18 protein-coding genes are annotated in these 21,410 nt (G+C 63.4%); 13 read left to right on the top strand and 5 right to left on the bottom strand.

All coding sequences use genetic code 11. From position 1 onward, the window contains the following. Window positions 1–12 precede the first annotated feature (12 nt). From WDU96_RS12815 to WDU96_RS12795, 5 genes are all read left to right on the top strand, one after another. The gene (locus WDU96_RS12815) at window positions 13–1,890 is read left to right on the top strand and encodes a glycosyltransferase (protein ID WP_337338911.1); all 1,878 of its coding nucleotides are present in this window, start codon (window positions 13–15) and stop codon (window positions 1,888–1,890) included. A gap of 88 nt (window positions 1,891–1,978) precedes the next feature. Next, entirely contained in the window at window positions 1,979–3,082 is a 1,104-nt protein-coding gene (locus tag WDU96_RS12810; RefSeq protein WP_337338910.1) for a glycosyltransferase family 2 protein, read from the top strand. A 2-nt stretch (window positions 3,083–3,084) separates the two neighbouring features. Then, a complete protein-coding gene (glf, locus tag WDU96_RS12805) occupies window positions 3,085–4,221 on the top strand; it encodes a UDP-galactopyranose mutase (RefSeq protein WP_337338909.1) in 1,137 nt (378 codons plus the stop codon). Between the two features lie 22 nt (window positions 4,222–4,243). Beyond that, window positions 4,244–5,035 carry an ABC transporter permease gene (locus WDU96_RS12800; RefSeq protein ID WP_337338908.1) on the top strand — a complete coding sequence of 264 codons (792 nt, stop codon included), beginning with the start codon at window positions 4,244–4,246 and terminating at the stop codon, window positions 5,033–5,035. Beyond that, entirely contained in the window at window positions 5,035–5,775 is a 741-nt protein-coding gene (locus tag WDU96_RS12795) for an ABC transporter ATP-binding protein (RefSeq protein ID WP_337338907.1), read from the top strand. The genes WDU96_RS12800 and WDU96_RS12795 overlap by 1 nt, the downstream gene beginning before the upstream one ends. Before the next feature lie 26 nt (window positions 5,776–5,801). On the opposite strand, the gene WDU96_RS12790 is transcribed toward WDU96_RS12795, so the two are convergent. From WDU96_RS12790 to WDU96_RS12780, 3 genes are read right to left on the bottom strand one after another with little or no spacing between them, the layout of a single operon-like run. Then, a complete protein-coding gene (locus WDU96_RS12790) occupies window positions 5,802–6,803 on the bottom strand; it encodes a glycosyltransferase (protein ID WP_337338906.1) in 1,002 nt (333 codons plus the stop codon). A gap of 47 nt (window positions 6,804–6,850) precedes the next feature. Next, window positions 6,851–8,158, bottom strand: coding sequence for an O-antigen ligase family protein (locus tag WDU96_RS12785; RefSeq protein WP_337338905.1), 1,308 nt, complete (start codon window positions 8,156–8,158; stop codon window positions 6,851–6,853). Then, window positions 8,155–9,555, bottom strand: coding sequence for an O-antigen ligase family protein (locus tag WDU96_RS12780; RefSeq protein WP_337338904.1), 1,401 nt, complete (start codon window positions 9,553–9,555; stop codon window positions 8,155–8,157). Before WDU96_RS12780 ends, WDU96_RS12785 begins: the two co-directional genes overlap by 4 nt. A 190-nt stretch (window positions 9,556–9,745) precedes the next feature. Here WDU96_RS12780 and WDU96_RS12775 point away from each other — a divergent pair, with 190 nt between their 5' ends. From WDU96_RS12775 to WDU96_RS12765, 3 genes are all read left to right on the top strand, one after another. Next, window positions 9,746–10,072: a WhiB family transcriptional regulator gene (locus WDU96_RS12775; RefSeq protein ID WP_337338903.1), complete on the top strand. Its 327-nt coding sequence runs from the start codon at window positions 9,746–9,748 to the stop codon at window positions 10,070–10,072. 77 nt (window positions 10,073–10,149) lie between these two features. Further along, on the top strand, window positions 10,150–13,002 hold the full coding sequence (locus WDU96_RS12770; protein WP_337338902.1) for a glycosyltransferase: 2,853 nt from the start codon (window positions 10,150–10,152) through the stop codon (window positions 13,000–13,002). Continuing rightward, window positions 12,999–14,417 carry a DUF5719 family protein gene (locus WDU96_RS12765; RefSeq protein ID WP_337338901.1) on the top strand — a complete coding sequence of 473 codons (1,419 nt, stop codon included), beginning with the start codon at window positions 12,999–13,001 and terminating at the stop codon, window positions 14,415–14,417. The genes WDU96_RS12770 and WDU96_RS12765 overlap by 4 nt, the downstream gene beginning before the upstream one ends. A 9-nt stretch (window positions 14,418–14,426) precedes the next feature. Here WDU96_RS12765 and WDU96_RS12760 read toward each other — a convergent pair whose 3' ends face one another. Continuing rightward, the gene (locus WDU96_RS12760; RefSeq protein WP_337338900.1) at window positions 14,427–14,864 is read right to left on the bottom strand and encodes a metallopeptidase family protein; all 438 of its coding nucleotides are present in this window, start codon (window positions 14,862–14,864) and stop codon (window positions 14,427–14,429) included. Between the two features lie 78 nt (window positions 14,865–14,942). On the opposite strand from WDU96_RS12760, the gene WDU96_RS12755 reads away from it, so the two are divergent. Further along, entirely contained in the window at window positions 14,943–15,149 is a 207-nt protein-coding gene (locus tag WDU96_RS12755; protein ID WP_337338899.1) for a DUF3499 family protein, read from the top strand. Between the two features lie 73 nt (window positions 15,150–15,222). Next, complete coding sequence (gene ahcY, locus WDU96_RS12750; protein ID WP_337338898.1) at window positions 15,223–16,698, top strand: adenosylhomocysteinase; 1,476 nt, start codon at window positions 15,223–15,225, stop codon at window positions 16,696–16,698. Between the two features lie 3 nt (window positions 16,699–16,701). On the opposite strand, the gene WDU96_RS12745 is transcribed toward ahcY, so the two are convergent. Further along, on the bottom strand, window positions 16,702–17,544 hold the full coding sequence (locus WDU96_RS12745) for an RDD family protein (protein WP_337338897.1): 843 nt from the start codon (window positions 17,542–17,544) through the stop codon (window positions 16,702–16,704). 16 nt (window positions 17,545–17,560) lie between these two features. Here WDU96_RS12745 and WDU96_RS12740 point away from each other — a divergent pair, with 16 nt between their 5' ends. Genes WDU96_RS12740 through katG form a run of 3 tightly spaced genes read left to right on the top strand, consistent with a single transcriptional unit; the run spans window position 17,561 to window position 21,383 of the window. Continuing rightward, window positions 17,561–18,556, top strand: a complete 996-nt coding sequence (locus WDU96_RS12740) for a stage II sporulation protein M (protein ID WP_337338896.1) — start codon at window positions 17,561–17,563, stop codon at window positions 18,554–18,556. A gap of 52 nt (window positions 18,557–18,608) precedes the next feature. Continuing rightward, complete coding sequence (locus WDU96_RS12735; protein ID WP_337338895.1) at window positions 18,609–19,037, top strand: Fur family transcriptional regulator; 429 nt, start codon at window positions 18,609–18,611, stop codon at window positions 19,035–19,037. Between the two features lie 30 nt (window positions 19,038–19,067). Continuing rightward, entirely contained in the window at window positions 19,068–21,383 is a 2,316-nt protein-coding gene (gene katG / locus WDU96_RS12730) for a catalase/peroxidase HPI (protein ID WP_337338894.1), read from the top strand. Window positions 21,384–21,410 lie beyond the last annotated feature (27 nt).

Genomic DNA, 21,410 nt, shown 5'->3' with positions numbered 1-21,410 from the left:
AGAGACTAGCAAATGACCCAGATTCTTCAGCAAGTCATTTTCCCCGACGTCGTGGACAGCGAGGTTCATCCGCTCTATGTCGATCGGCGGCCCGATCGCGTGAATATCGTCGATCGGACGTCGGTCTGTGTTGCATCTGGCACGATCGCATCTTTCGCGACCTACTTCAACGCATTTCCCGCGAGCTACTGGCGCCACTGGACGACGGTCGATCGAGTCGAACTCAGCATCCGGTGTGACGGTGTCGGTGAAGTCAGCATGCACGGCTCAGATGCCGCTGGCTCGTCTTATCTGATCGACACGCAGAACACCGCTAGCGGTCACGTTCGCTTTGCGGTCGACCTAAATTCCTTCGACGCCGGCGGTTGGCTATGGTTTGAAGCCTCAGCCACAACTGAGCTCACGATCACCGACGCGCGTTGGCAGACGGACGCAGTGCCAGTCACTCAACCACAAGCCGCACTCGGCATCACGACGTTCAACAAACCCGGCTATTGCGCGAAGACCTTGGCAGTCTTGGCAGACTCGAATGAGCTGTTCTCGGTGCTAGACCAAATCTTCGTCATTGACCAGGGCGATCAGCATCCGTCGGATGACCCGCGTTTCGCTGCCGCGGCAGCCACGCTCGATGGCCGGCTCACCGTGATCGGCCAACCCAACTTTGGCGGGTCAGGAGGCTACGCGCGCGCGATGCTCGAGACGCTCGATAGGTCGACAGCGAACTTCGTGATGCTCATGGACGACGACGTTGAGATCGAACCTGAGTCAATTCGTCGCGCCGTGGTCTTCGGCTCTTTCTGCAAAGAGCCCACGATCGTTGGCGGTCATATGTTTGATTTGCTCGATCGCACGAAGCTTTACGCGTGGGCGGAGGTCGTTGACGAAGAGCCCTTTATGTGGCGCACGCTCGACGACGAAAAGATGCCCGTGGACTTCGCGACAAACGATCTCGCCAACACACCCTGGCTGCACGAGCGCAAGGATTCCGACTACAACGGCTGGTGGATGTCGCTGATACCAAGACAAGCAATCGAGAGCGCGGGTCTCCCTCTGCCGGCATTCATCAAATGGGATGACGCAGAATACTCGTTGCGAGCACGCAACCACGGGATCCCTACGCTTTCGCTCCCCGGTGTAGCCCTTTGGCACGTGTCTTGGGTGGGTAAAGACGACTTGATCGATTGGCAGGCCTATTTTCACGCGCGTAACCGCACCGTCGCCGCGCTACTTCATTCTGAAGCGCCTCGCGGCGGCACACTGCTTTCGCATAGTTTCCGAGTAGATCTGAAGCACTTCATGTCGATGCAGTATTACCCCGTTGATCTGCGGCATACCGCTTTGCGCGCGGTGCTCTCAGGCCCTGAACATATGCACCTCGGCCTGCCCACGGTGCTCAACTCGGCGCGATTGCTCGCCAAGAACTACTCCGAAATGCAGCCGGTGTCGGGGGACGTTCGCGGGGCTCCCCTCACGACGCGCGAGGTTGAGGCGCAGATGCCGTCCGGCATGCCGTTGCGTTTCTTTCTGTTGCGGTCGCTGGTATTGCAGTGGTTGCGTCGCCCGCGCAGCCGACCGAAATCTGACGTCGCGGAGGTGTCGATGACTGCAGCGCAAGCGCGCTGGTGGCGGCTGGCGCGCCACGACAGCGCAGTTGTGGAACTGGCAGCAACCGGTCGACAGCATGTTTACCAACGCGACCGTGCGCAGTTTCGCGAACTCATTGTCGAGAGCGTGCGTTTGCATCGGGAGTTGCGTCGGCGTTGGCCCGAACTCGTAGCTCAGTATCGAGCGTCACCGCTGACATCCGAAGGGCAGTGGCGAGCGACCCTTTTTGCACGCAGTGCGGATTCCAACGGCGAGGTGGGCGCGTCGGGCACTTCCCAGGTTTAGCGACGTCGCTGGGATAGAATTTCGGAGATCGCGCCGTATTGCGCACCCGTTAGCCGGTGCCGAGCGCACATGATTTGAGAGGAAATCTATGCGCCTGTTCATTCAGGTTCCGTGCCTGAACGAGGAGGAGACGCTTCCGCTCGTCCTTCAGAGCATCCCGACCCAAATCGACGGGATCGATGAGATCTTCGTGCTCATCGTTGATGACGGATCCAGCGATCGCACTGTCGAGGTCGCGCGAGAGCACGGCGTAGAGCACTTTGTGTTCCACACACGCAATATGGGGCTTGCCCGATCTTTCCGAGACGGAATCGACTACGCGCTCCAGCACGGTGCCGACATCGTCGTGAACACCGACGGCGACAATCAGTATCCGCAACAGCGCATCGCTGACCTCGTGCAGCCACTCGTGCGAGGCGAGGCCGACATCGCGATCGGAGACCGGCAGACAAAGACGATTGCGCACTTCTCTCCCTTCAAGAAGATGATGCAAGCAGTGGGCAGCAACGTTGTGAATTTCGCTGCAGGCACCGATCTGCCCGACGCAGCGAGCGGGTTTCGTGCGTACTCGCGCGAGGCTCTCATTCGTTTGAACGTGGTTACTCAGTTCAGCTACTGCATGGAGACGATCATCCAGGCGGGCAACAAGCGGCTTCGCATCGCGAGCGTGCCGATCACGACCAATGCGAAAACTCGCGAGTCGCGGCTCTTCAAGAACATCTTCCAGCACATGGGTCGCTCTGGGCAGGCGATCATGCGCAGCTACATCATGTTCAAGCCACATGTGGTATTCCTGACGCTCGCTATTCTGTTCCTGATCGGCGCAGCCATTCCATTCGTGCGGTTTCTGGTGCTCACAGTTGCGGGCGTCGCCGGCGATCATATCCAGTCGCTCGTTCTAGGAAGCTCGCTGCTTGTCGGCGCACTCTTGTGCTTCGCGCTGCTCGTGATTTCTGACATGCTCCACACGAACCGCACGCTGCTGGAGGACTCGCTCGAGCGAGTCAAGCTCCTGCAGTACTCCCCAGACCGAATTGTTGACCCGACCGAGCCTCGTCCTCAAGAGCTGCTGAGTCATCCATCGACGCCGCTGATCGAGCACCCGACGAAGCTTCCTCCCAAGCCGCCGCTGCCCCCGGATGAGCTTGAGATGGCGCCCCGGCATGCTCCGTCCGATTCTGGGATGCGATAGAAGTGGATCTGCTGGTCGTTGGGTCGGGTTTTTTTGGCCTGACCGTCGCTGAACGTGCTGCCGAGGCAGGTCGACGAGTCACCGTCATCGATCGCCGCGAGCACATCGGTGGCAACGCCTACAGCGAGAATGATCCTGAAACGGGGATCGAAGTGCACCGCTACGGTGCCCACCTGTTTCACACCTCCAACCCCACCGTGTGGGAGTACGTCAACCGCTTCACGGACTTCACCGATTACCAGCACCGTGTGTATACCAACCACGCGGGCGTCGTATATTCCATGCCGATCAACCTCGGCACGATCAACCAGTTCTTCCGCGCAAGTCATTCGCCTGCCGAGGCGCGAGCGCTCATCCGCGAACTCGCGGGCGAATTCGATGTGAAAGAAGCGGCGAATCTCGAAGAGAAAGCGATCGCGCTGATCGGCCGGCCGCTCTACGAGGCGTTCATTCGGGACTATACGGCGAAGCAATGGCAGACCGATCCGAAGAACCTCCCTGCCTCAGTCATCAGCCGGCTACCAGTGCGGTACAACTACGACAACCGGTACTTCAACGACACTTGGGAAGGGCTGCCCCGCGACGGCTATACCGCGTGGATCGAACGGATGGCTGATCATCCCAACATCGACGTGAAGCTCGGCGTCGACTTCTTTGATTCCGCGCAGGCGCTGAACAAAGGCGCGTCTGTCGGTCAAGTGCCGATCGTCTACACCGGACCACTTGATCGCTACTTCGACTTCGCCGAGGGTGAGCTGAGCTGGCGCACTCTTGACTTCGAGACCGAGGTTCTGCAGCTCGCCGACTTTCAAGGCACGCCCGTCATGAACTACGCCGATGCTGACATTCCCTACACCCGCATCCACGAGTTCAAGCACTTTCATCCCGAGCGCGCAGACCGATATCCGACTGACAAGACCGTGATCATGCGTGAGTATTCACGGTTCGCGTCGCGGCAGGATGAACCGTACTACCCCGTGAATACGGCTGACGATCGTGCCATGCTGCTTGCGTATCGCGAACATGCCAAGGGCGAGCGCGACGTGCATTTTGGCGGTCGGCTGGGCACGTACCAGTATCTGGACATGCACATGGCAATCGGCGCGGCGCTTTCGATGTGGCACAACGAGATTGCGTGAACGTCCACATAGACTCAGTATCGTGACCACCACTGCCGTCGGCGCCCCAGGGTCGAGCCGGCGCTACCTTCACTCGCTGTGGTTGCTCTCGGCACGCGATCTGCGCGTGCGCTACGCGACCAGCGCGCTGGGATACCTCTGGTCGGTTCTTGATCCGCTCGTGATGAGCGGCATCTACTGGTTCGTGTTCACGCAGGTGTTTCAACGGTCGGTCGGTGAAGAGCCTTACATGGTGTTTCTCATCACAGCGCTGTTGCCGTGGGTGTGGTTCAACTCCGCGGTCACCGACTTCACACGTGCCTTCAACAAAGACGCCCGGCTTGTGCGCTCAACATCGATTCCTCGCTCTATCTGGGTGACTCGGATCGTGCTGAGTAAAGGCATCGAGTTCATACTGTCGCTGCCGGTGCTCATCCTGTTCGTCCTGGTGACAGGTGCACCCGTGACATGGAACCTGCTGTGGTTTCCGGTCGGCGTTTTGCTCATGACGTCTCTGCTCGTCGGGCTGGGGCTATTGGTGGCGCCCCTCTGTGTGCTTTGGGGCGACCTTGAGCGCACGACGAAGCTCATTCTTCGAGCATTGTTCTACGCATCTCCAATCATTTACGGCGTCGCCGATCTGCCAGGCGTATTCAGCGAGCTCGCTGCGTTCAATCCGCTGTCCGGAATCTTCACCCTGTTCCGCGTCGGCTTTTTCCCCGACCAGTGGGACACACTCGCGGTCGTAGTCGGGGCCATGATGAGTGTGGCGTTTCTGGGATTGGGGATGCTCGTGTTCCGTAGTCTTGAGCGCCCGGTGTTGAAGGAATTGTGATGGCTGCGTCTGAGCTTGCAATGGAAGCACGCAATTTGGGTGTGCGCTTTCGCCGAAATCGTCGCGGCCGTCGAAATCTCAAAGACCTGTTCTCCGGTTCGTCGCGTCGCTCTCGGCCAGACGAGTTCTGGGCGCTTCGCGATGTCAGCTTTTCTGTCGCCCCCGGCGAGTCGATCGGCGTCGTCGGACGCAACGGCCAGGGCAAGAGCACGCTTCTCAAGCTCGTGGCCGGCGTGCTGATTCCAGACCAAGGAAACATGATGGTGAACGGGGGAGTCGCCCCGCTCATTGAGATCACGGGCGGATTCGTCGGCGACCTCACCGTGCGTGAAAACGTGCGACTAACATCAGGCCTGCACGGCATGCCTCGCGCTGAGGTCGCCCGTCGATTCGACAGCATGATCGAATTCGCAGGGCTGGGCGACTTTCTTGACACGCCCTACAAACATCTCTCAAGCGGCATGAAGGTGCGTCTTGCTTTCGCAGTGGTCTCACAACTCGATGAGCCGATCATGCTTGTCGATGAGGTTCTGGCAGTCGGCGACAAAGCCTTTCGTGAGAAGTGTTACCGTCGCATCGACGAACTGCTCGCAGAAGGACGCACCCTCTTCTTTGTGAGTCACAGCGAACGAGATCTCAGGCGCTTCTGCACGCGAGGGCTCTACCTCGACAAAGGGCAGCTCGTGATGGACGGGCCGATCGCCGAGGTGTTGGACCGCTACAACTCAGACCAGAGCTAACCTCGGCACTTGCAAGTCAGTCCCGCTCAGCCAGCAGCAGGCACAGCAGCAAGCGGCGGCATGGGGCGCCACGAGGTGTCGTTCGCGATCTTGCGGCCGTCCCTGAGTCCGCGGAACAGATTGCTGGTGCCGCGGAACGTGCGCTCGACGAAGACGAGCCGGATGAGTTCCTTGGCGAAGGTCAGTGCGGTGCCCAGCGCGAACAACACCGGGTTGTACACGCCCAGCGAGCGGTAATACTGCTTGATGTGCCCGCGGTTTCGCATGATGTAGTACCGGTAGGCGTTGCTTGAGGCATTCATGTGGCGAACACCCATGTCCCACTGCTTGATCTCGCGCGTTCTGCGCAAGACGAACTCGTCCACGATCACTGACGGCGTCTTGCGCGACGCGAGCCACCCATAGGTCTGGTCATCCCAATAGATGAAGAACCTCGGGTCGGGCAGGCCGATCTGCTGCACGACTTCGCGATTGATGAACATGCCCTCGAAGCATCCCGAGTTCATCGGCTTGAAGCCTGACTCATCGAAACCTGCTGGCGCGAATGGAATGGGAATACCCATGCGCTCGGCGATTCGGTACTGCCAGTAGAACTCGCTGCCGTCGTAGTCGTAGCGGCGTCCTTGAATGCTCTTGAAGCGGGGCGCCCACTTGCCCATTTTCGCCAGGCCATCGGGAATCACCTCGACGTCGTCGTCCATCAGCCAGATCCACTCGGAACCGAGCTCGTAGGCGACACGCATGCCCTCGCTGAAGCCGCCGGAACCGCCCGTGTTGGTACCGAGCCGGCGGTACACAAGCTGGGTGCCCAGCCGTTCCCGGAAGCCCTCGACGACCTCGGTGGTGTCGTCGCTCGACGCGTTGTCGACGATGACGATGTGCCCCGGCTTGGGATCCATCTTCTCGACGCTCTTGAGCAGTCGGGTGAGCAGGGCTGAACGGTTGAAGGTGACAACTGCAATCGTCGACGATGCTGGATCGAAGTCAGTGGACGATTCGATTGCGGGGTTGTGGTCTGCAGTGGGCATGGCTTCAAGAGCTTACCGCGCGCCGCTGTGAACGCTGACGCAGTGGCTCAGAGTGATGCCGAACTCGCAGGAGGCAATGAGATCGTCTCGGTCTCAAGGTTCTCGCGCCACGACCTCGATTGTCCGGCTCGCACCGCGCACAAGACCAGCATGAGCCACCCGAGGCCTGTCAGAGTGAAGCTCTCGAATATCGAATCGATGAGCAGCGTCACCAAGATGAGGGGCGTCCACGCATAGACGACGGAGCGCCGCTCGCTCGCCACCATCCACGCCCTCACAAGCGCAATCCCGGCGAACGCGGCGAATAGGATCACCCCGACCCACCCCAGTTGCAGCAGAACATCGAAGTAGGCGTTGAGGCCCGTAGCGTGTGTTTCATCGAGCTGCACATTGATCGCGTTGAAGGGAAACTCGGTCTTGGCCCACGGGCCGAACCACCCCCAGCCTTCGACCGGGTGGAATCGAACGAGATCGACCATCAGATTCCATAGGTCGACGCGCAGTGAGAAGTCAGTTCCCGCGCCGAGAAACCGGATGATCGGGTGACGCGCGAAGTATCCGATCAGGAGCGCGAGCACTACCGCCGCCCCCAAGCTCAATTGCACTGCGGTTCGATGTTCTGGGCGCGTGTGCCGCACGAGCGCCAGTGCCCCCACGGCCGCGCCGGTTCCGATTGCGATCGCGAAGACCGTGGGCGAGTCGCTGAACGCAGCCAGGGTGCCAGCGAGAATCACCGAATAGAGCGACAGCCCGACTCGAACTGACTGGGTGCGGTACTCGATAAGAAAGGTGATCACCGCGAGCACGGCGACGAAGCCGAGCATGTTTCGGGTGCCGAAAATCCCTTGGATCGGACCGAGTTGCGCGAGGTTGCCTTGAACACCGATGAAGCTGAAGGGGGTGTCGAGAAGCACCCCAGAGAGCACTTCGGTCGCGAGCGACAGCGACAGCAGCACCCTCAGTACGTCGCCCAGCGCGCGCACGGTCTGAAGCGTGTCGCGAATGTGCCCGATCACCACAGCCAGCAGGGCGATTGCCGCCAACGACACCCAGTTCACAAAAGTCTGTGTGCCGTCGGTGCTCCAGTAAGTGCTGGCGAGCGCCCAGCCCAAGAACAGCAGCAGCGTGGTCGGCATGAGGCGCAGGATCGATACTTCGCGGCGACGAGCCACCATCACCGCGATGCCAATTGCGCACAGGCCGACGATGATGGTGACGTAGGTGACCCTTCCGGCAGTGTGTTCAATCAGGTAAGACGCGAACACCGAGCCCAGCACGGTCAGGCTGTAAGCACGGGCGAAGCCGGGCGACGCGAGAAAATCGCCGATGGATGCTGCCCGGGGCTTCGCGCTCATTGCCGCAGGCCGACCACATCGCCGCGTTCAATGGCGGCGCGTCTCTCGGCGGGGCCTTCACCGACGAGCGGAGACTGCTTGACCTTTGCCGCGAGCATCACGACCAGCATCCAACCCCACAACATGAGGGGGTTCGATTCGGCCACTCCCTGCACGAGCAATACCGTCGCCAGCAGCGTCGGCAGCAGCGTGATCGTCGAGTAGGGCCGGTTCGCCTCGAGGTCCCAGCGGGGGCGGTCGACAGCAAAGAACCAGGAGCGCCAGATGAACGCAAGATAGATGCCCGCCATCAGGATGAGTCCGATGATGCCAAGCTGCATCGACACATCTACCCACATGTTGTGCGCCTGCATCACGCTCTCACCGTGATCGATGATCCACCCATCGAAGGCGGCTTCGGTCGGCACCCATGGCGTAGAAAATCCCCATCCGATCCACGGGCGCTCGCCCGTGCGACTGAGCACGGCATCCCAAATCGCCTCGCGCCCAGTGAGGTCTGCGGTGCGGCCCAGGGCGCCGAAGATCGCATCGCGGATAACCCAGAGCCCCACAGTGCCGCCGACGGCGAGTGCGGCGTAGATGACGTAATAGCGGGTGCGCTCGCCGGGCTTCGACGCCGTGCGCATCAGCAGCACCGTGGCCAGCACAAGAAGCACGGCCGCGGCGGCCACCACGGCCGTGGCAGACCCCGCACGGACGAACATGTAGACCGAGAGCGCAAGCCACGCGGTTGGCCATCCGCGACGCTGTGGGCTCATCGTGATGAGGATTGCGAAAACGATGATGGCCACCAGCGCGATGGCGCCGAGCAGATTGGCGTTTCCGACGATGCCCTGAATGCGACCGCCGTCGAACAGGTTGTTCCTTGACCAGTAGAGGATCGGGTCGACGGATTCGGTGCGGGCGACAAAGCCCGGCAGCACCGGCGCTTTGACGAAGACAGACACCCAGAGTTCGAAAACCAGCGAGAGGCCGATGACCCATTTGAGCCCTGCCCCGACTGCCCGCACTAGCTCGTGCCACGACAGCACGCTGCCGACGAACAGTGCCTGCAGGGTCGTGACGTAGAGCAGAAGCAGTGTCAACCACGTTGCCGCCGGCCACGCAGACCAGACGACAGACAGCGTGGCCCAAGCGAGGTAGGCGAGTATTCCCCATGGCAATCGCCGCCACTGCAAAGGCGGGCGCACGATCACCCACAGCACCGCTGACAACAATCCCGCGCCGAGGGTGATGACGATGCTGACCGGAAGGCCGAACGCGTTTACCCACGCTGTGCCGGCGAACGCGCTGAACAGCACAAATACGCACCACGCACGCAGCATCACGTGCCCCGTCTTCTCGCGGATGGGCGGGGCAGGTGGCGCTGACGCAGGGTGCTTGGAGTAGACGGCCATCGTGGATTCAGGGTACCGGGCGGAACTGGCCGTCGTTATCACCTTGCGACACGCCGTCGGCGCGTCGCAAACGTTCAAGAGGTGCTTGAGGCTTTAGTATCCGCGACTTGACCTTCGCGAACTACACGAGTGTAATTACTGGTAGCCGCGGACAGCGGGCACCGGGGGACCCACGGGGGGAAGAAGAGAAATGACGGCATCGCCATACCGCTCAGGCGTTCCTGACGACTGGTTCGTCGATCCTGTGCAGCTCGGTGTACCTGGAGTGCGCCGGCAGATCCAGGTCGAAGAAGACAACCCCCTCTCATGGCAGACAGACGCGCTGTGCTCTCAAACCGACCCTGAGGCGTTCTTCCCCGAAAAGGGCGGCTCAACGCGCGACGCCAAGCGCGTGTGCGGCACGTGCGATGTGCGGGCGGAATGCCTCGAGTACGCACTGCAGAATGACGAGCGCTTCGGTATCTGGGGCGGTCTGAGCGAGCGCGAACGCCGCAAGCTCAAGCGCCTGGCTAGCTGAGCATCTGGATACGAATCACCCAGGTTGGCGCGTGGCGGCGCGGCCATGCGGGCATCTCGGCTTAGTCTGACCACGCTATGCCCGCCCGAGTTCACGCAGTCGTCGTTGTACGCCCTGATGGGCGCACCCCCGCAGCCCTCCACCTGCGACGAACTCTGACGGCGATCGCGGCGTTGCATCGTCCGGTCGACGCGCTGACGATAGTGCTGTGCGGTGCGGACGAAGAGCTTGAGCGCATCGCGCGAGATGCAACCCCCACTCATATCCGCACGCTCTCGCTGAACACCGGCTATGCCGCAGCCGTAGCCGGCGCCATCAGTGACATCGACGAAGACGCTCTCTGGCTGTTGGCGCAGGATACGGCGCCAGAGACAGACGCCCTCACGCACCTCGTCTCGGCGCTTGAGCTCGCGCCCTCGCTGGCGTTCGTCGCGCCGAAGCTGACGCGTTGGAATGATCGCTCAGAGCTGGTGTCGATGGGCGCGACGATGACCCGGTTCGGCCGCACGGTCATGCACGCCGAAGGCCAGCTCGATCAGGGCCAGCATGACGGTCGAGAAGACATTCTTGGCGCTGACATTCGCGCGATCTTGGTGCGCACGGATGCCTGGCGCGACCTTGGTGGTCTGGATGCGGCATTGCTCGGCGCTGACCAAGGACTCGACCTCGGCGTGCGTGCGCGCCTTGCCTCCTCTCGAGTGTCGATCGTGCCACGAGCGCGTGTCGCGACTGCGGGCGACGGTGTGGCAGGCGTTCCCGCGCCCATCTCACCTCAGCGGCGGCAACGCGCGGCGTACATCTCCCGCACCGCGCAGCTGCACCGTCGCCTGGTCTATGCAAACCCCGTCGCCGCCGTGCTGCTGTGGTTGTCGATGCTTCCGCTCGCAGCGTGGAACACGGTGCTGCTGCTTCTGCGCAAGCAGCCTGAGCTGATCGGCCCGGAATGGTGGGCGTCGCTCACGGCGCTCGGGCGGCCTCTCGCCATCTTGCGTTCACGGCGCCGCCTCGCCGAGGCCAAGCGCGTTCCATGGTCGCAGCTGGCACCGCTTCGCGTGACGGGTTCGCAGCTGCGCGAAGTGTTCGGCACCGATGAAGCGGGAGAGTCGCCGACTGTGCCAACGCGCCGCGATCTGAGGTTCTTCACTGGCGGTGGCGCATGGCTTGTGCTGGCAGCTCTTGTCACTTCGGTGGTGGCATTCCCTGCCCTGCTTGCGTGGCCGGTGCTCGGTGGTGGCGCGTTGCAGCCGCTGCGAACAACCGTCAGCAGGCTGTGGGCAGACGCATCCTATGGTCAGCTCAGCCTGGGCTGGGACGTCGTTGCTCCCGCTGACCCTTTTTCGACGGTGGTGGCGCTGATCGGTTCCACGACCCCATGGCAACCTTCGCAGGCGATTGTGGTGTTGTGGATTCTCGCCCTGCCGCTGGCGGCTCTGGGCGGCTGGTTCATGGCCACGCGGGTGACCGAACGCTCTGTGCTGCGTATGACGGCGGGAATCGCGTGGGCGCTGGCGCCCACGTTCCTCATTGCGCTCGTCGATGGCCGGCCGACCGCTGTCATCGTGCACGTGCTGCTGCCGTGGCTGTTCGTTGCGGCGTCGGTGGCGCACCGCTCGTGGGCCGGCGCCGGCGCAGCATCCCTGATTCTCGTGGCCGTGATCGCTGCCTCGCCGTCGCTGGCGCCGGCGGTTGTGGCGCTGTGGGTGATGATGCTGCTGCTCGTGGTGGCGATGCGCGGCGGGCGAGGCGCTTCGAGGCTGGTTTGGATGCTTGTTCCCACCGCAGTGTTTTTCGCTCCGTTGATCTGGCACGCGATTGCCACAGGCGACGGGTGGGTGCTGCTCGCCGATCCTGGCGTGGCATGGGCCGGTCCGCAGGTTGCGGCAGATGCCACGGGGCGCTCGTTGCTCGCGGCTGGCATTCCCACGCCAGATATCGCGGGCTGGGCGACCCTGCTGCCCGAGGGCAGCGTGTGGTGGGTGCCACTGCTCGTGGTGCCACTCGCGCTTCTTGCGCTCGCCGCTCCGCTTTCGCAGCGATGGGCTTCAGGGATTGCACTGCTCGTTGTCGCAGCCGTCGGGTTGGGAACGGCATTCGCAGCCGTCGGCATTGCCGTGGTGTTCGACGAATCCGAGGTCGTCGCACTCTGGCCGGGGGCCGCGTTGAGCCTTGCCTGGCTCGGAGTGCTGGGCGGGGCGCTGGTGACGCTCGACGCGGCGCTTGCCCCGCGGCTTCGTGCCGCTCGCGCTGCGGGTGCGGTCGTCGTCTCACTCGCGATCATCGTCTTAGCGTTGCCGTCTCTCACCGCCATGGCTCGAGGCACCGCTTACCTCGACAGAGGCGATGCCTCGACGCTGCCCGCCTACATTGCAGCCGAGGGCAGAGACGACGCCAATGTCGGAACCCTGGTGCTGACTCCTCAAAGTGGCGGTGGCCTTGCCGCACAGTACGTCTGGGGCGGCAGCGAAACGCTGGGCGGCCAGTCGACGGTCATCGCAACGCAAACCACCGCGACCGAGCAAGACGAGCTGACGGGCACCCTCGCCGCAGACCTCGTCACATCGACGGATAGCGCGGCGATCGAAGAGCTCGCCGCCCAAGGCATCAGCTTCGTGCTGCTCGCCGTCGACGACGGTGACGAGACTCCTGCGGCGCGCGCTCTTCGACTATCGGCGACGACTTCGCTCAACCAGCGCGACACGTTGGAGGGCGTGGGTGAGACGGCCAAGGGCGAACTCTGGCGAGTGGTCGCAGATGTATCGGAGCGCGCCGCACCGAGTGAAGAAACACAGACGATGACGACGATTGTCGCCATCAGCCAGCTCGCCGTCGTCGGTATCGCGGTGCTGCTGGCCATTCCGACCGCTGCGACGCGGCGAGCGGCGCGTCGAACCCCGCGCGTCGTCGGACCCTACTGGCAGGAGGGGCGATGAGCGATCGACGCCCGTTTCGACTCGCCACGTCGAGCACGCGCATGCTCGCAGGCACCCTGGTCTCTATGGCGGCGGTGGTGGCCGTAGTGACAGCGATCTCGCTGCCGTGGCCAACACTCGCGCACGAACCCGTGCAGGTTGAGGCGCTTCCGGCAGCGTCGGACTCGGTGCTGGTATGCGATGGCGGTTTGGTGTCGATCGGGGTTGATGCCGCCGATGCTTCAGGGCTCGCCCTGTCAGCGACGCAGAGCGTGACCAGCGGCGTCTTGGCGGGCTCGCCCGAGCCCTTCGAGGAATCGCTCCAGTCCAACGTTTCATCGGGCGAGAACGGCCCCCTCGCCTTCACCGCTGAGCCGCAGAACCGTGTGCGCACCGACGTCGCCGCCTCAGGCTCTACGACGGTGGCCACCGAAGATCTCAGCGGCTACACGGCCTCTGCGTGTCAGCCGGCACTTCTTGAGTCGTGGCTGGTCGGAGGATCTGCGTCAACGGGCGCCGCGGATCTCGTCGTCGTCTCGAACCCGGGCGATGTCGCTGCGACGGTCGAGCTGACAGTATTCGGTGCAGACGGCATGATCACCCCGCCGGGCGGAACCGATCAGGTGCTTCCTGCCAAGACGCAGCGGGTGTTTCCCCTCGCCGGCCTGCTACTGGGCGAAGAGAGTCCTGTCGTTCGCGTGACGGCGGTGGGAACTCCGGTGCATGCATCCCTGCAGACCAGCCTCACCCGCACTCTCATCGCGGTAGGAGTCGATCAGGTCGGCTCGATCGCGCAAGCTGCGACGCAACAGCACATCGTCGGCGTGCAGGTGGCTGCAGCCCCGGGCGAGGGCGGAACGAGCGGCAGCAGCTCGATACTTCGAGTGTTGGCGGCCAGCGACTCGGCCACAGCAACGGTGACGGTGACGCAGTCGGGCGCGATCGACCCGTATTCCGAAGCGCAGACGGTTCCTCTCAGCGAGGGCGTTCCTGTCGAAGTCGACCTCGGCGACCTCGCTGTCGGCACATACTCGGTCGCCGTCGCTGCTGACGCCCCCGTGGTCGCGGCCGTACGGCAGGCCACCGGAGAGGACGAGGGCGATGACTTCGCCTGGTACGCCTCGGCGCCGCTGATCGAGACGCCGAGCTTGTTTGCGGCGCCGACGGGGCCCACGCCCGTACTGACGCTGGTGAACGATGCCGCCGAAGACGCCACGGTCTCAGTCGTCTCGAACGATGGCGAGTTTCGGCTCGAGCTGGCCGTGCCAGCGGGATCCTCGCGGAGCACGAGCCTTGAGGCTCGCACCGTCTACCAGCTCGACCCGGGCGAGGCGAGCGTGCGTGCGGGGCTATCGATGAGCGGTGACGGTGCGCTCGCGGGCTTTCCGATTTGGGCGGCGGATGCTGCGGCTCTTCCGATCACCGTCTACCCGTAGCGCGGGCGGCTAAAAGCGGAAGCGATCCGGTCCGAGATCCCACGGATCGCGTTCGAGATACTCGGCGGACGCACGAAACACGCAGCCCTCGATCATGATCCGCTTGTGAAGGTCATCGTTGCGGTGCAGATGGCTGAGGCGCTCGATCGGCAGCCGATACAGAATGATGCGCTTCGCGTCGCGCAGCACCGTCCAGCGCGGAATACCGTGCTCGGTGCTCGCCTGCGGCATGTCAGCAACTTCGAACCGCACTTCTCGCAGTTCGGGCCACGCCGAACGCAGAAACTCCGCCGATGTGCCCACGGCCAGATCGAACCGCTCCATGCGGGTTTCGAGCGGTGGCAACGGCGGCCGAATGACAGGGCTGCGGCCAAGTCGGCCGTGGCGGCCATGACGAGACATGCGCCGCGGCTCGGGCTCAGGTTCGCGAGTGCGCCGCCACATCATGACCCCATCCTAGGCGCGGGGCGGCGCCGTCGGCGCGGCACCCCGGTGGCGCACCGCTCGCACGCTAGCGTGGTGCCAATGCGCGCGAGATTGTGTTCCAAAGTGGGTTGTGCCCGTGAGGCTGTGACGACCCTGACTTACGACTATCCCGATCAGATGGCAGCGCTGGGACCTCTCGGTCTTGAGGCGAACCCTCACGCTCACGACCTCTGCGCGATTCACACCGAGCGGCTCTCGGTTCCCAAAGGCTGGACCGTCGTGCGCCACGAGACGCTGCGCGCCTGAATCACCTCACACGCGCGGACTGCTTCGCGCGCGCAGGTGGCTCATCGACGTCGCCAGGTGAAACAATGGGGGAATGCCGAACACCTCTGCCACCGTGGCGCCTGTCCGCCCATTTGCTTTCGAGATCGCCGATCTGGCGCTCGCCGAGGCGGGCCGCCACCAGCTGCGCCTCGCTGAAAACGAGATGCCAGGACTCATGTCGCTGCGCGAAGAGTTCGGCGCTGAGCAGCCGCTGAAGGGTGCCCGCATCGCTGGGTCGTTGCACATGACCGTGCAGACCGCGGTGCTGATCGAGACTCTGGTGGCGTTGGGTGCGCAAGTGCGCTGGGCGAGCTGCAATATCTTCTCGACTCAAGACGAGGCCGCAGCCGCCGTGGTCGTCGGCCCGCACGGCACCGTGGATGCTCCCACGGGGGTGCCGGTATTCGCGTGGAAGGGCGAAACGCTCGAAGAATACTGGCGGCTCGCCGACCGAATCTTCGACTGGAGCGACGAGGGTTTCGACGGCCCCAACCTGATCCTCGACGACGGCGGTGACGCCACGCTCTATGTGCACAAGGGCGTCGAGTTTGAAAAGGCCGGCGTAGTTCCCCAGACAGCGCCGGATGATTCAGAGGAGTACGGCATCGTGCTGGCCTCGCTGCGCGCCAGCCTCGCGAAAGACTCCCAGCGCTTCACCCGCATGGCCGAGGGGCTGATCGGTGTGACCGAAGAGACAACGACCGGCGTACACCGACTGTATGAACTGGCTGCGGCGGGATCCCTGCTTTTTCCGGCGATCAACGTGAACGATTCGGTAACCAAGTCGAAGTTCGACAACACCTACGGAATCCGCCACTCGTTGCCCGACGGACTCAACCGCGCAACCGATGTGCTCATGGGCGGCAAGGTCGTTTTCGTCGCAGGCTACGGAGACGTGGGCAAAGGCTCGGCTGAAGCGCTGCGCGGTCAGGGAGCGCGAGTGATTGTCGGTGAGGTCGACCCGATCTGTGCGTTGCAGGCAGCGATGGACGGGTTTCAGGTTGCCAAGCTCGAGTCGGTGATCGCAGACATCGACATCATCGTCACGGGTACCGGCAACACGCACGTCGTCACCGCTCAGCACCTGCTGTCGCTCAAGCACCTCGCCATCGTCGCGAACGTCGGGCACTTCGACGATGAGATCGACATGGCAGGACTGGCGGCGATCGAGGGGGCCGAGCGTGTTGAGATCAAGCCTCAGGTGCACGAGTGGCGTCTGCCGACGGGGCGCAGCGTACTCGTACTGAGCGAGGGTCGCCTGATGAACCTCGGCAACGCAACGGGTCACCCGTCGTTCGTGATGAGTGCGTCGTTTACCAACCAAGTTCTGGCCCAGATCGAACTCTTCGTGCGCCCTGAGGCCTATCCCATCGGTGTCTACACCTTGCCGAAGGCGCTTGACGAGAAGGTCGCGCGGCTGCACCTCGACGCTCTCGGGGTGGAGTTGACCACGCTCACACCGCACCAAGCTGCCTACATCGGCGTTCCGGTCGACGGTCCGTACAAGCTCGATCACTACCGCTACTGAGCGTCAGCGTTGCGGAAAGCCCCTGGGAGTTGTGGGGGCTGAGTCGAGCATCCCGACTCGCGCCGCTTCGAGCTGCAGCGCGCGCAGTTGACGGTCGTGTCTGAGCGCGCTCACGGCACGCAGGAATGTCTCGGGATCTGCCTGCGGAACGGGAGAGACGAAATTCGAAGCTTCGTCGGCGAGTGATGCCGCCAATCGCTGCCGCGCACCAGGGTCGAGCCGTTCGCAAGATGAGATGAACTGAGCGATGCGGCGCGAGAGCCGGTCAGGCAGCCGGGCGACATCGGCGAGCGTCGCCCACCCGGTAAGGGCGGCTGGCACATCAATCTGTGGCGCGGTCAACTGCGGGGTGCGGGTGCGCTCAGAGTACGTTCCCGCGAGCAGGTCGCCTAAGCGTTGCGACCGCGGCGTGAACGCCCCGACGAGGGCGGCGACAGCGCCGAAGGTCATCCACAGCTCGAGCACTCCCGCGAGTGCGCGAATGAAAGCGTGTCTGAAGCTGGCTGCGCCACCATCGGCGCGCACGATGCGACCGCCGACAGCGAGACGACCCAGGCTGCGGCCTCGAGAGACAGTCTCGATAACGGTGGGCAGCACCACCAATACGAGCACAGCCATCACGATCGACACGATCGGTATGACGGCATCCGTGATCATGCCCGCAGACGACAGCCCCGTTGCCAGCAGCACGAACAGCAGGATGATCGCCAGGCTCACCGCCATGTCGATGATGACCCCGAGTGCTCTCATGAAGAATCCGAGCGGTTGCACGTCAAGAGCGACTGCTTCGCCCGTGAGCACTTCGTCTTGATGGATCTGGACAATCGAGACGTTGGCGGCGGGCATGGGTACAGTAAATCAAATGGATCCCGATGCGCTTACAGCCGCGCGCCGGCACGAGTGGGAGCGGCTCGACGAACTCAGCCGCACCCGCCAGCTCGACGGCGCGGAGATTGACGAGCTGGTCACGCGCTATCGGTCGGCGGCCGCCGATCTTGCCGAGGTGAAAACGGCTGCGGGACGCAGCGCCGTCGGCGACCACATCTCAACGATGCTGGCCCGTGCCCGACTTCGGCTGACACGAGCGCCAGAGAACGTGCTCCGACAGATTCCGCGATTTTTCGCCCTGCAGCTTCCGGCGGCACTGTACCGGCTGCGCTGGCTGACGCTGATCATCGCCGTGTTCTTCGTCGCAGTGGTCGCAATCGTGGCCGTGTGGATCTCAGCCGACCCCGCACTGGTTGCGAGCCTCGGCGGTCGCGCACAGCTTGAGCAATACGCCGAGAATGACTTCACCGCCTATTACAGCGAGAACCCTGCGGCAGTGTTCGCAGGCACCGTGTGGACGAACAACGCGTGGATTGCGGCGCAGTGCGTGCTGTTCGGGATCACTGGTATCTGGCCCATCATGGTGCTGGTGCAAAACGCCGTGGGTGTAGGAACCGCCGCCGCCGTGCTCGCAGCCTTTGACCGAGCTGACGTGTTCGTGCTGTTCATCCTGCCCCACGGATTGCTTGAGCTGACATGTATCTTCGTCGCTGCCGCCGCGGGGCTGCAGATCTTCTGGGCATGGGTCGCGCCGGGGGCCCGACGCAGGGGGGAGGCGCTGGCGAGCGCCGGACGTTCGCTGGCGACTGTCGCGATCGGACTCGTGTTCGCGCTCGCTGTTGCGGGTCTGCTGGAAGGGTTCGTGACCGCGCAGCCGTGGCCGTGGGCTGTGAAGATCGGGATCGGAGCGACGGCGCTGGGGCTGTTCGTGTTCTACATGGTGTGGGTCGGCGGCCGCGCGCATCGGCGCGGCGAGACTGGAGACCTCGATGAGTGGCAAGCGGGAACGCCAACCCTGATTGCCGGGTAATGTTCAGCATCCGTTTGTTTTGGATCATTCAAAATAACGGTAGTGTTGAGGCATGACCTCGACCCCGGCTTCCGCCGAACTGATTCGCCACGCCGGCTTGCGCGTGACAGATTCACGACGCGCTGTGGTCGACGCCTTGGAGTCGCATCCGCATGCCAGCGCCGACGAGCTGTTTCAACAGGTCAGCGCCCGCCTGCCGCAGACGAGTCTGCAGTCGGTCTACAACGCGCTCGCCGACTTTGTCGCTGCGGGACTCGCGCGTCAGATCGAACCCGCGGGTCGCCCACGGCTGTACGAACTGCGTGTGAGTGATAACCACCATCACCTCGTCTGCTCGCAGTGCGGCAAGGTCGAAGACGTTGACTGCGTCGTCGGTGCGGCACCGTGTCTTCACCCATCCGAGACGCACGGCTTCGCCGTCGAGGCCGCAGAGGTCACCTTTTGGGGCGTCTGCCCTGACTGTGCAGCATCCCCGCTTTAAACAATCGCCCACCCGAGAGGAAGGAAAGACATGAGTCACGATCACGAGGGAGCCGAGCAAATCGGCACCAACCCGACCGATATTGATCAGGCTGTCACCCCCATCGACACCCCCGTCAACGAGCGCGAAGACGGCGAAACTCGCCCCCGCCCAAACGAAGATGCGGGCTCGTGCCCGGTCATCCACGGCGATCAGCCGCACCCCACCACGGGCTCAGCCAACCGCGTGTGGTGGCCCAACCAGCTCAACCTCAAGATCCTTGCGAAGAACCCCGCGGTCTCCAATCCGCTCGGTGAAGACTTCGACTACGCAGCGGCGTTCAACACGCTTGATCTCGCTACCGTGAAGAAAGACATCGAAGACACGCTGACCACCTCACAGGACTGGTGGCCCGCCGACTTCGGTCACTACGGCCCGCTGGCGATTCGTATGGCATGGCACAGCGCGGGAACCTACCGCGTCACCGACGGCCGCGGCGGCGGCGGTGCAGGCCAGCAACGCTTCGCGCCGCTGAACAGCTGGCCCGACAACGTGGGCCTCGACAAAGCGCGTCGCCTGCTGTGGCCAGTCAAGAAGAAGTACGGTCAGAACCTGTCGTGGGCTGACCTGATGATCCTTGCCGGCAACGTCGCGCTCGAGTCGATGGGCTTCAAGACGTTCGGCTTCGCAGGCGGACGCCCCGACGTGTGGGAGCCGGACGACGACGTGTACTGGGGTCCCGAGAGCACCTGGCTCGCCGACGAGCGCTACTCGGGGGACCGCGACCTAGAGCGTCCACTCGCCGCGGTGCAGATGGGGCTCATCTACGTCAACCCCGAAGGCCCGAACGGCAACCCTGACCCGCTGCTGTCGGCGCGCGATATTCGCGAGACGTTCAGCCGCATGGCGATGAACGACGAAGAAACCGTCGCTCTGATCGCTGGTGGTCACACCTTCGGCAAGACGCACGGCGCCGCTCCCGACACCAACCTCGAAGACAATCCTGAGGCTGCAGGCCTTGAGATGCAGGGGCTTGGCTGGAAGAACAACAACGGCACGGGCAAGGGCGACGACCAGATCACCTCGGGTCTCGAAGTGACGTGGACCTACCACCCCACCCGCTGGGACAACGAGTTCTTCCACATCCTGTTCGCGTACGAGTGGGAGCTCATGACGAGCCCCGCGGGTGCCCACCAGTGGCGTCCGAAGGACGGCGCAGGTGAGGACATGGTGCCGATGGCACACGACCCCAGCACCCGCCGCGAGCCCCGCATGCTGACGAGTGACTTGGCGCTGCGCTTTGACCCGGTGTACGGCCCGATCTCGAAGAAGTTCTCCGAAGACCCGGAGGCCTTCGCCGATGCTTTCGCACGTGCGTGGTTCAAGCTCACACACCGTGACATGGGCCCGATCGCGCGCTATCTCGGCGCCGAAGTTCCCGAAGAAGAGCTCATCTGGCAAGACCCGGTTCCAGCCGTGGACTACGAGCTCATCGATTCTGCCGACGCGGCCGCGCTCAAGGCGCAGATTCTCGGGCTGGGGCTGAGCGTGTCGCAGCTTGTCAGCACCACCTGGGCGGCGGCCTCGTCATTCCGTGGCAGCGACAAGCGCGGTGGCGTGAACGGTGCGCGCATTCGACTCGCTCCTCAGAAGGACTGGGAAGTCAACAACCCAGCCCAGTTGCAGACCGTGCTGAGCGCGCTCGAAGGTGTGCAGCAGAGCTTCAACGCTGACCGCGCCGATGGCAAGCAGGTATCGCTTGCAGATCTGCTCGTGCTCGCGGGGAATGCTGCCGTCGAGAAGGCCGCCAAGGATGGCGGTGTTGACGTAGAGGTGCCGTTCCACCCGGGCCGCACTGACGCTACGCAGGAGCAGACGGACGTGCTCTCATTCGAGTACATGGAGCCGGTGGCTGATGGATTCCGCAACTACTACGGACCCAATGCCTTCTTGCCGCAGGAACACCACCTCATTGACCGGGCGAACCTGCTCACGCTGAGCGCTCCCGAGATGACCGTGCTCGTTGGCGGACTGCGCGCCCTCGGTGCGAACTGGGATGGCTCGATCCACGGTGTGTTCACCGAGCGCGTCGGCGTGCTCACGAACGACGTGTTCGTGAACCTGCTCGATCTCGGCACCACCTGGAAGAGTGTCGACCCCGGTGCGCACGCGTTCGCGGGCACCAAGGAGGGCAGCGGCGAGATGGTCGGTATCGGCACGCGCGTCGATCTGCTGTTCGGCTCGAACTCTGAGCTGCGCGCCCTCGCCGAGGTGTACGCGAGTGACGACGCCAGCGAGAAGTTCGTGCGTGACTTCGTCGCCGCGTGGACCAAGGTCACCGAGCTCGATCGCTTCGACCTCGTCTGATCCGCACACAGCAGAACGGCCCGTTCC

The organism is Microbacterium marmarense (assembly GCF_037204165.1).
In the GTDB taxonomy this organism is placed as follows: Bacteria; Actinomycetota; Actinomycetes; order Actinomycetales; family Microbacteriaceae; genus Microbacterium; species Microbacterium marmarense.
The sequence above is the reverse complement of the archived record's forward strand: the minus strand, read 5'-3'. Positions and strand labels throughout refer to the sequence as shown.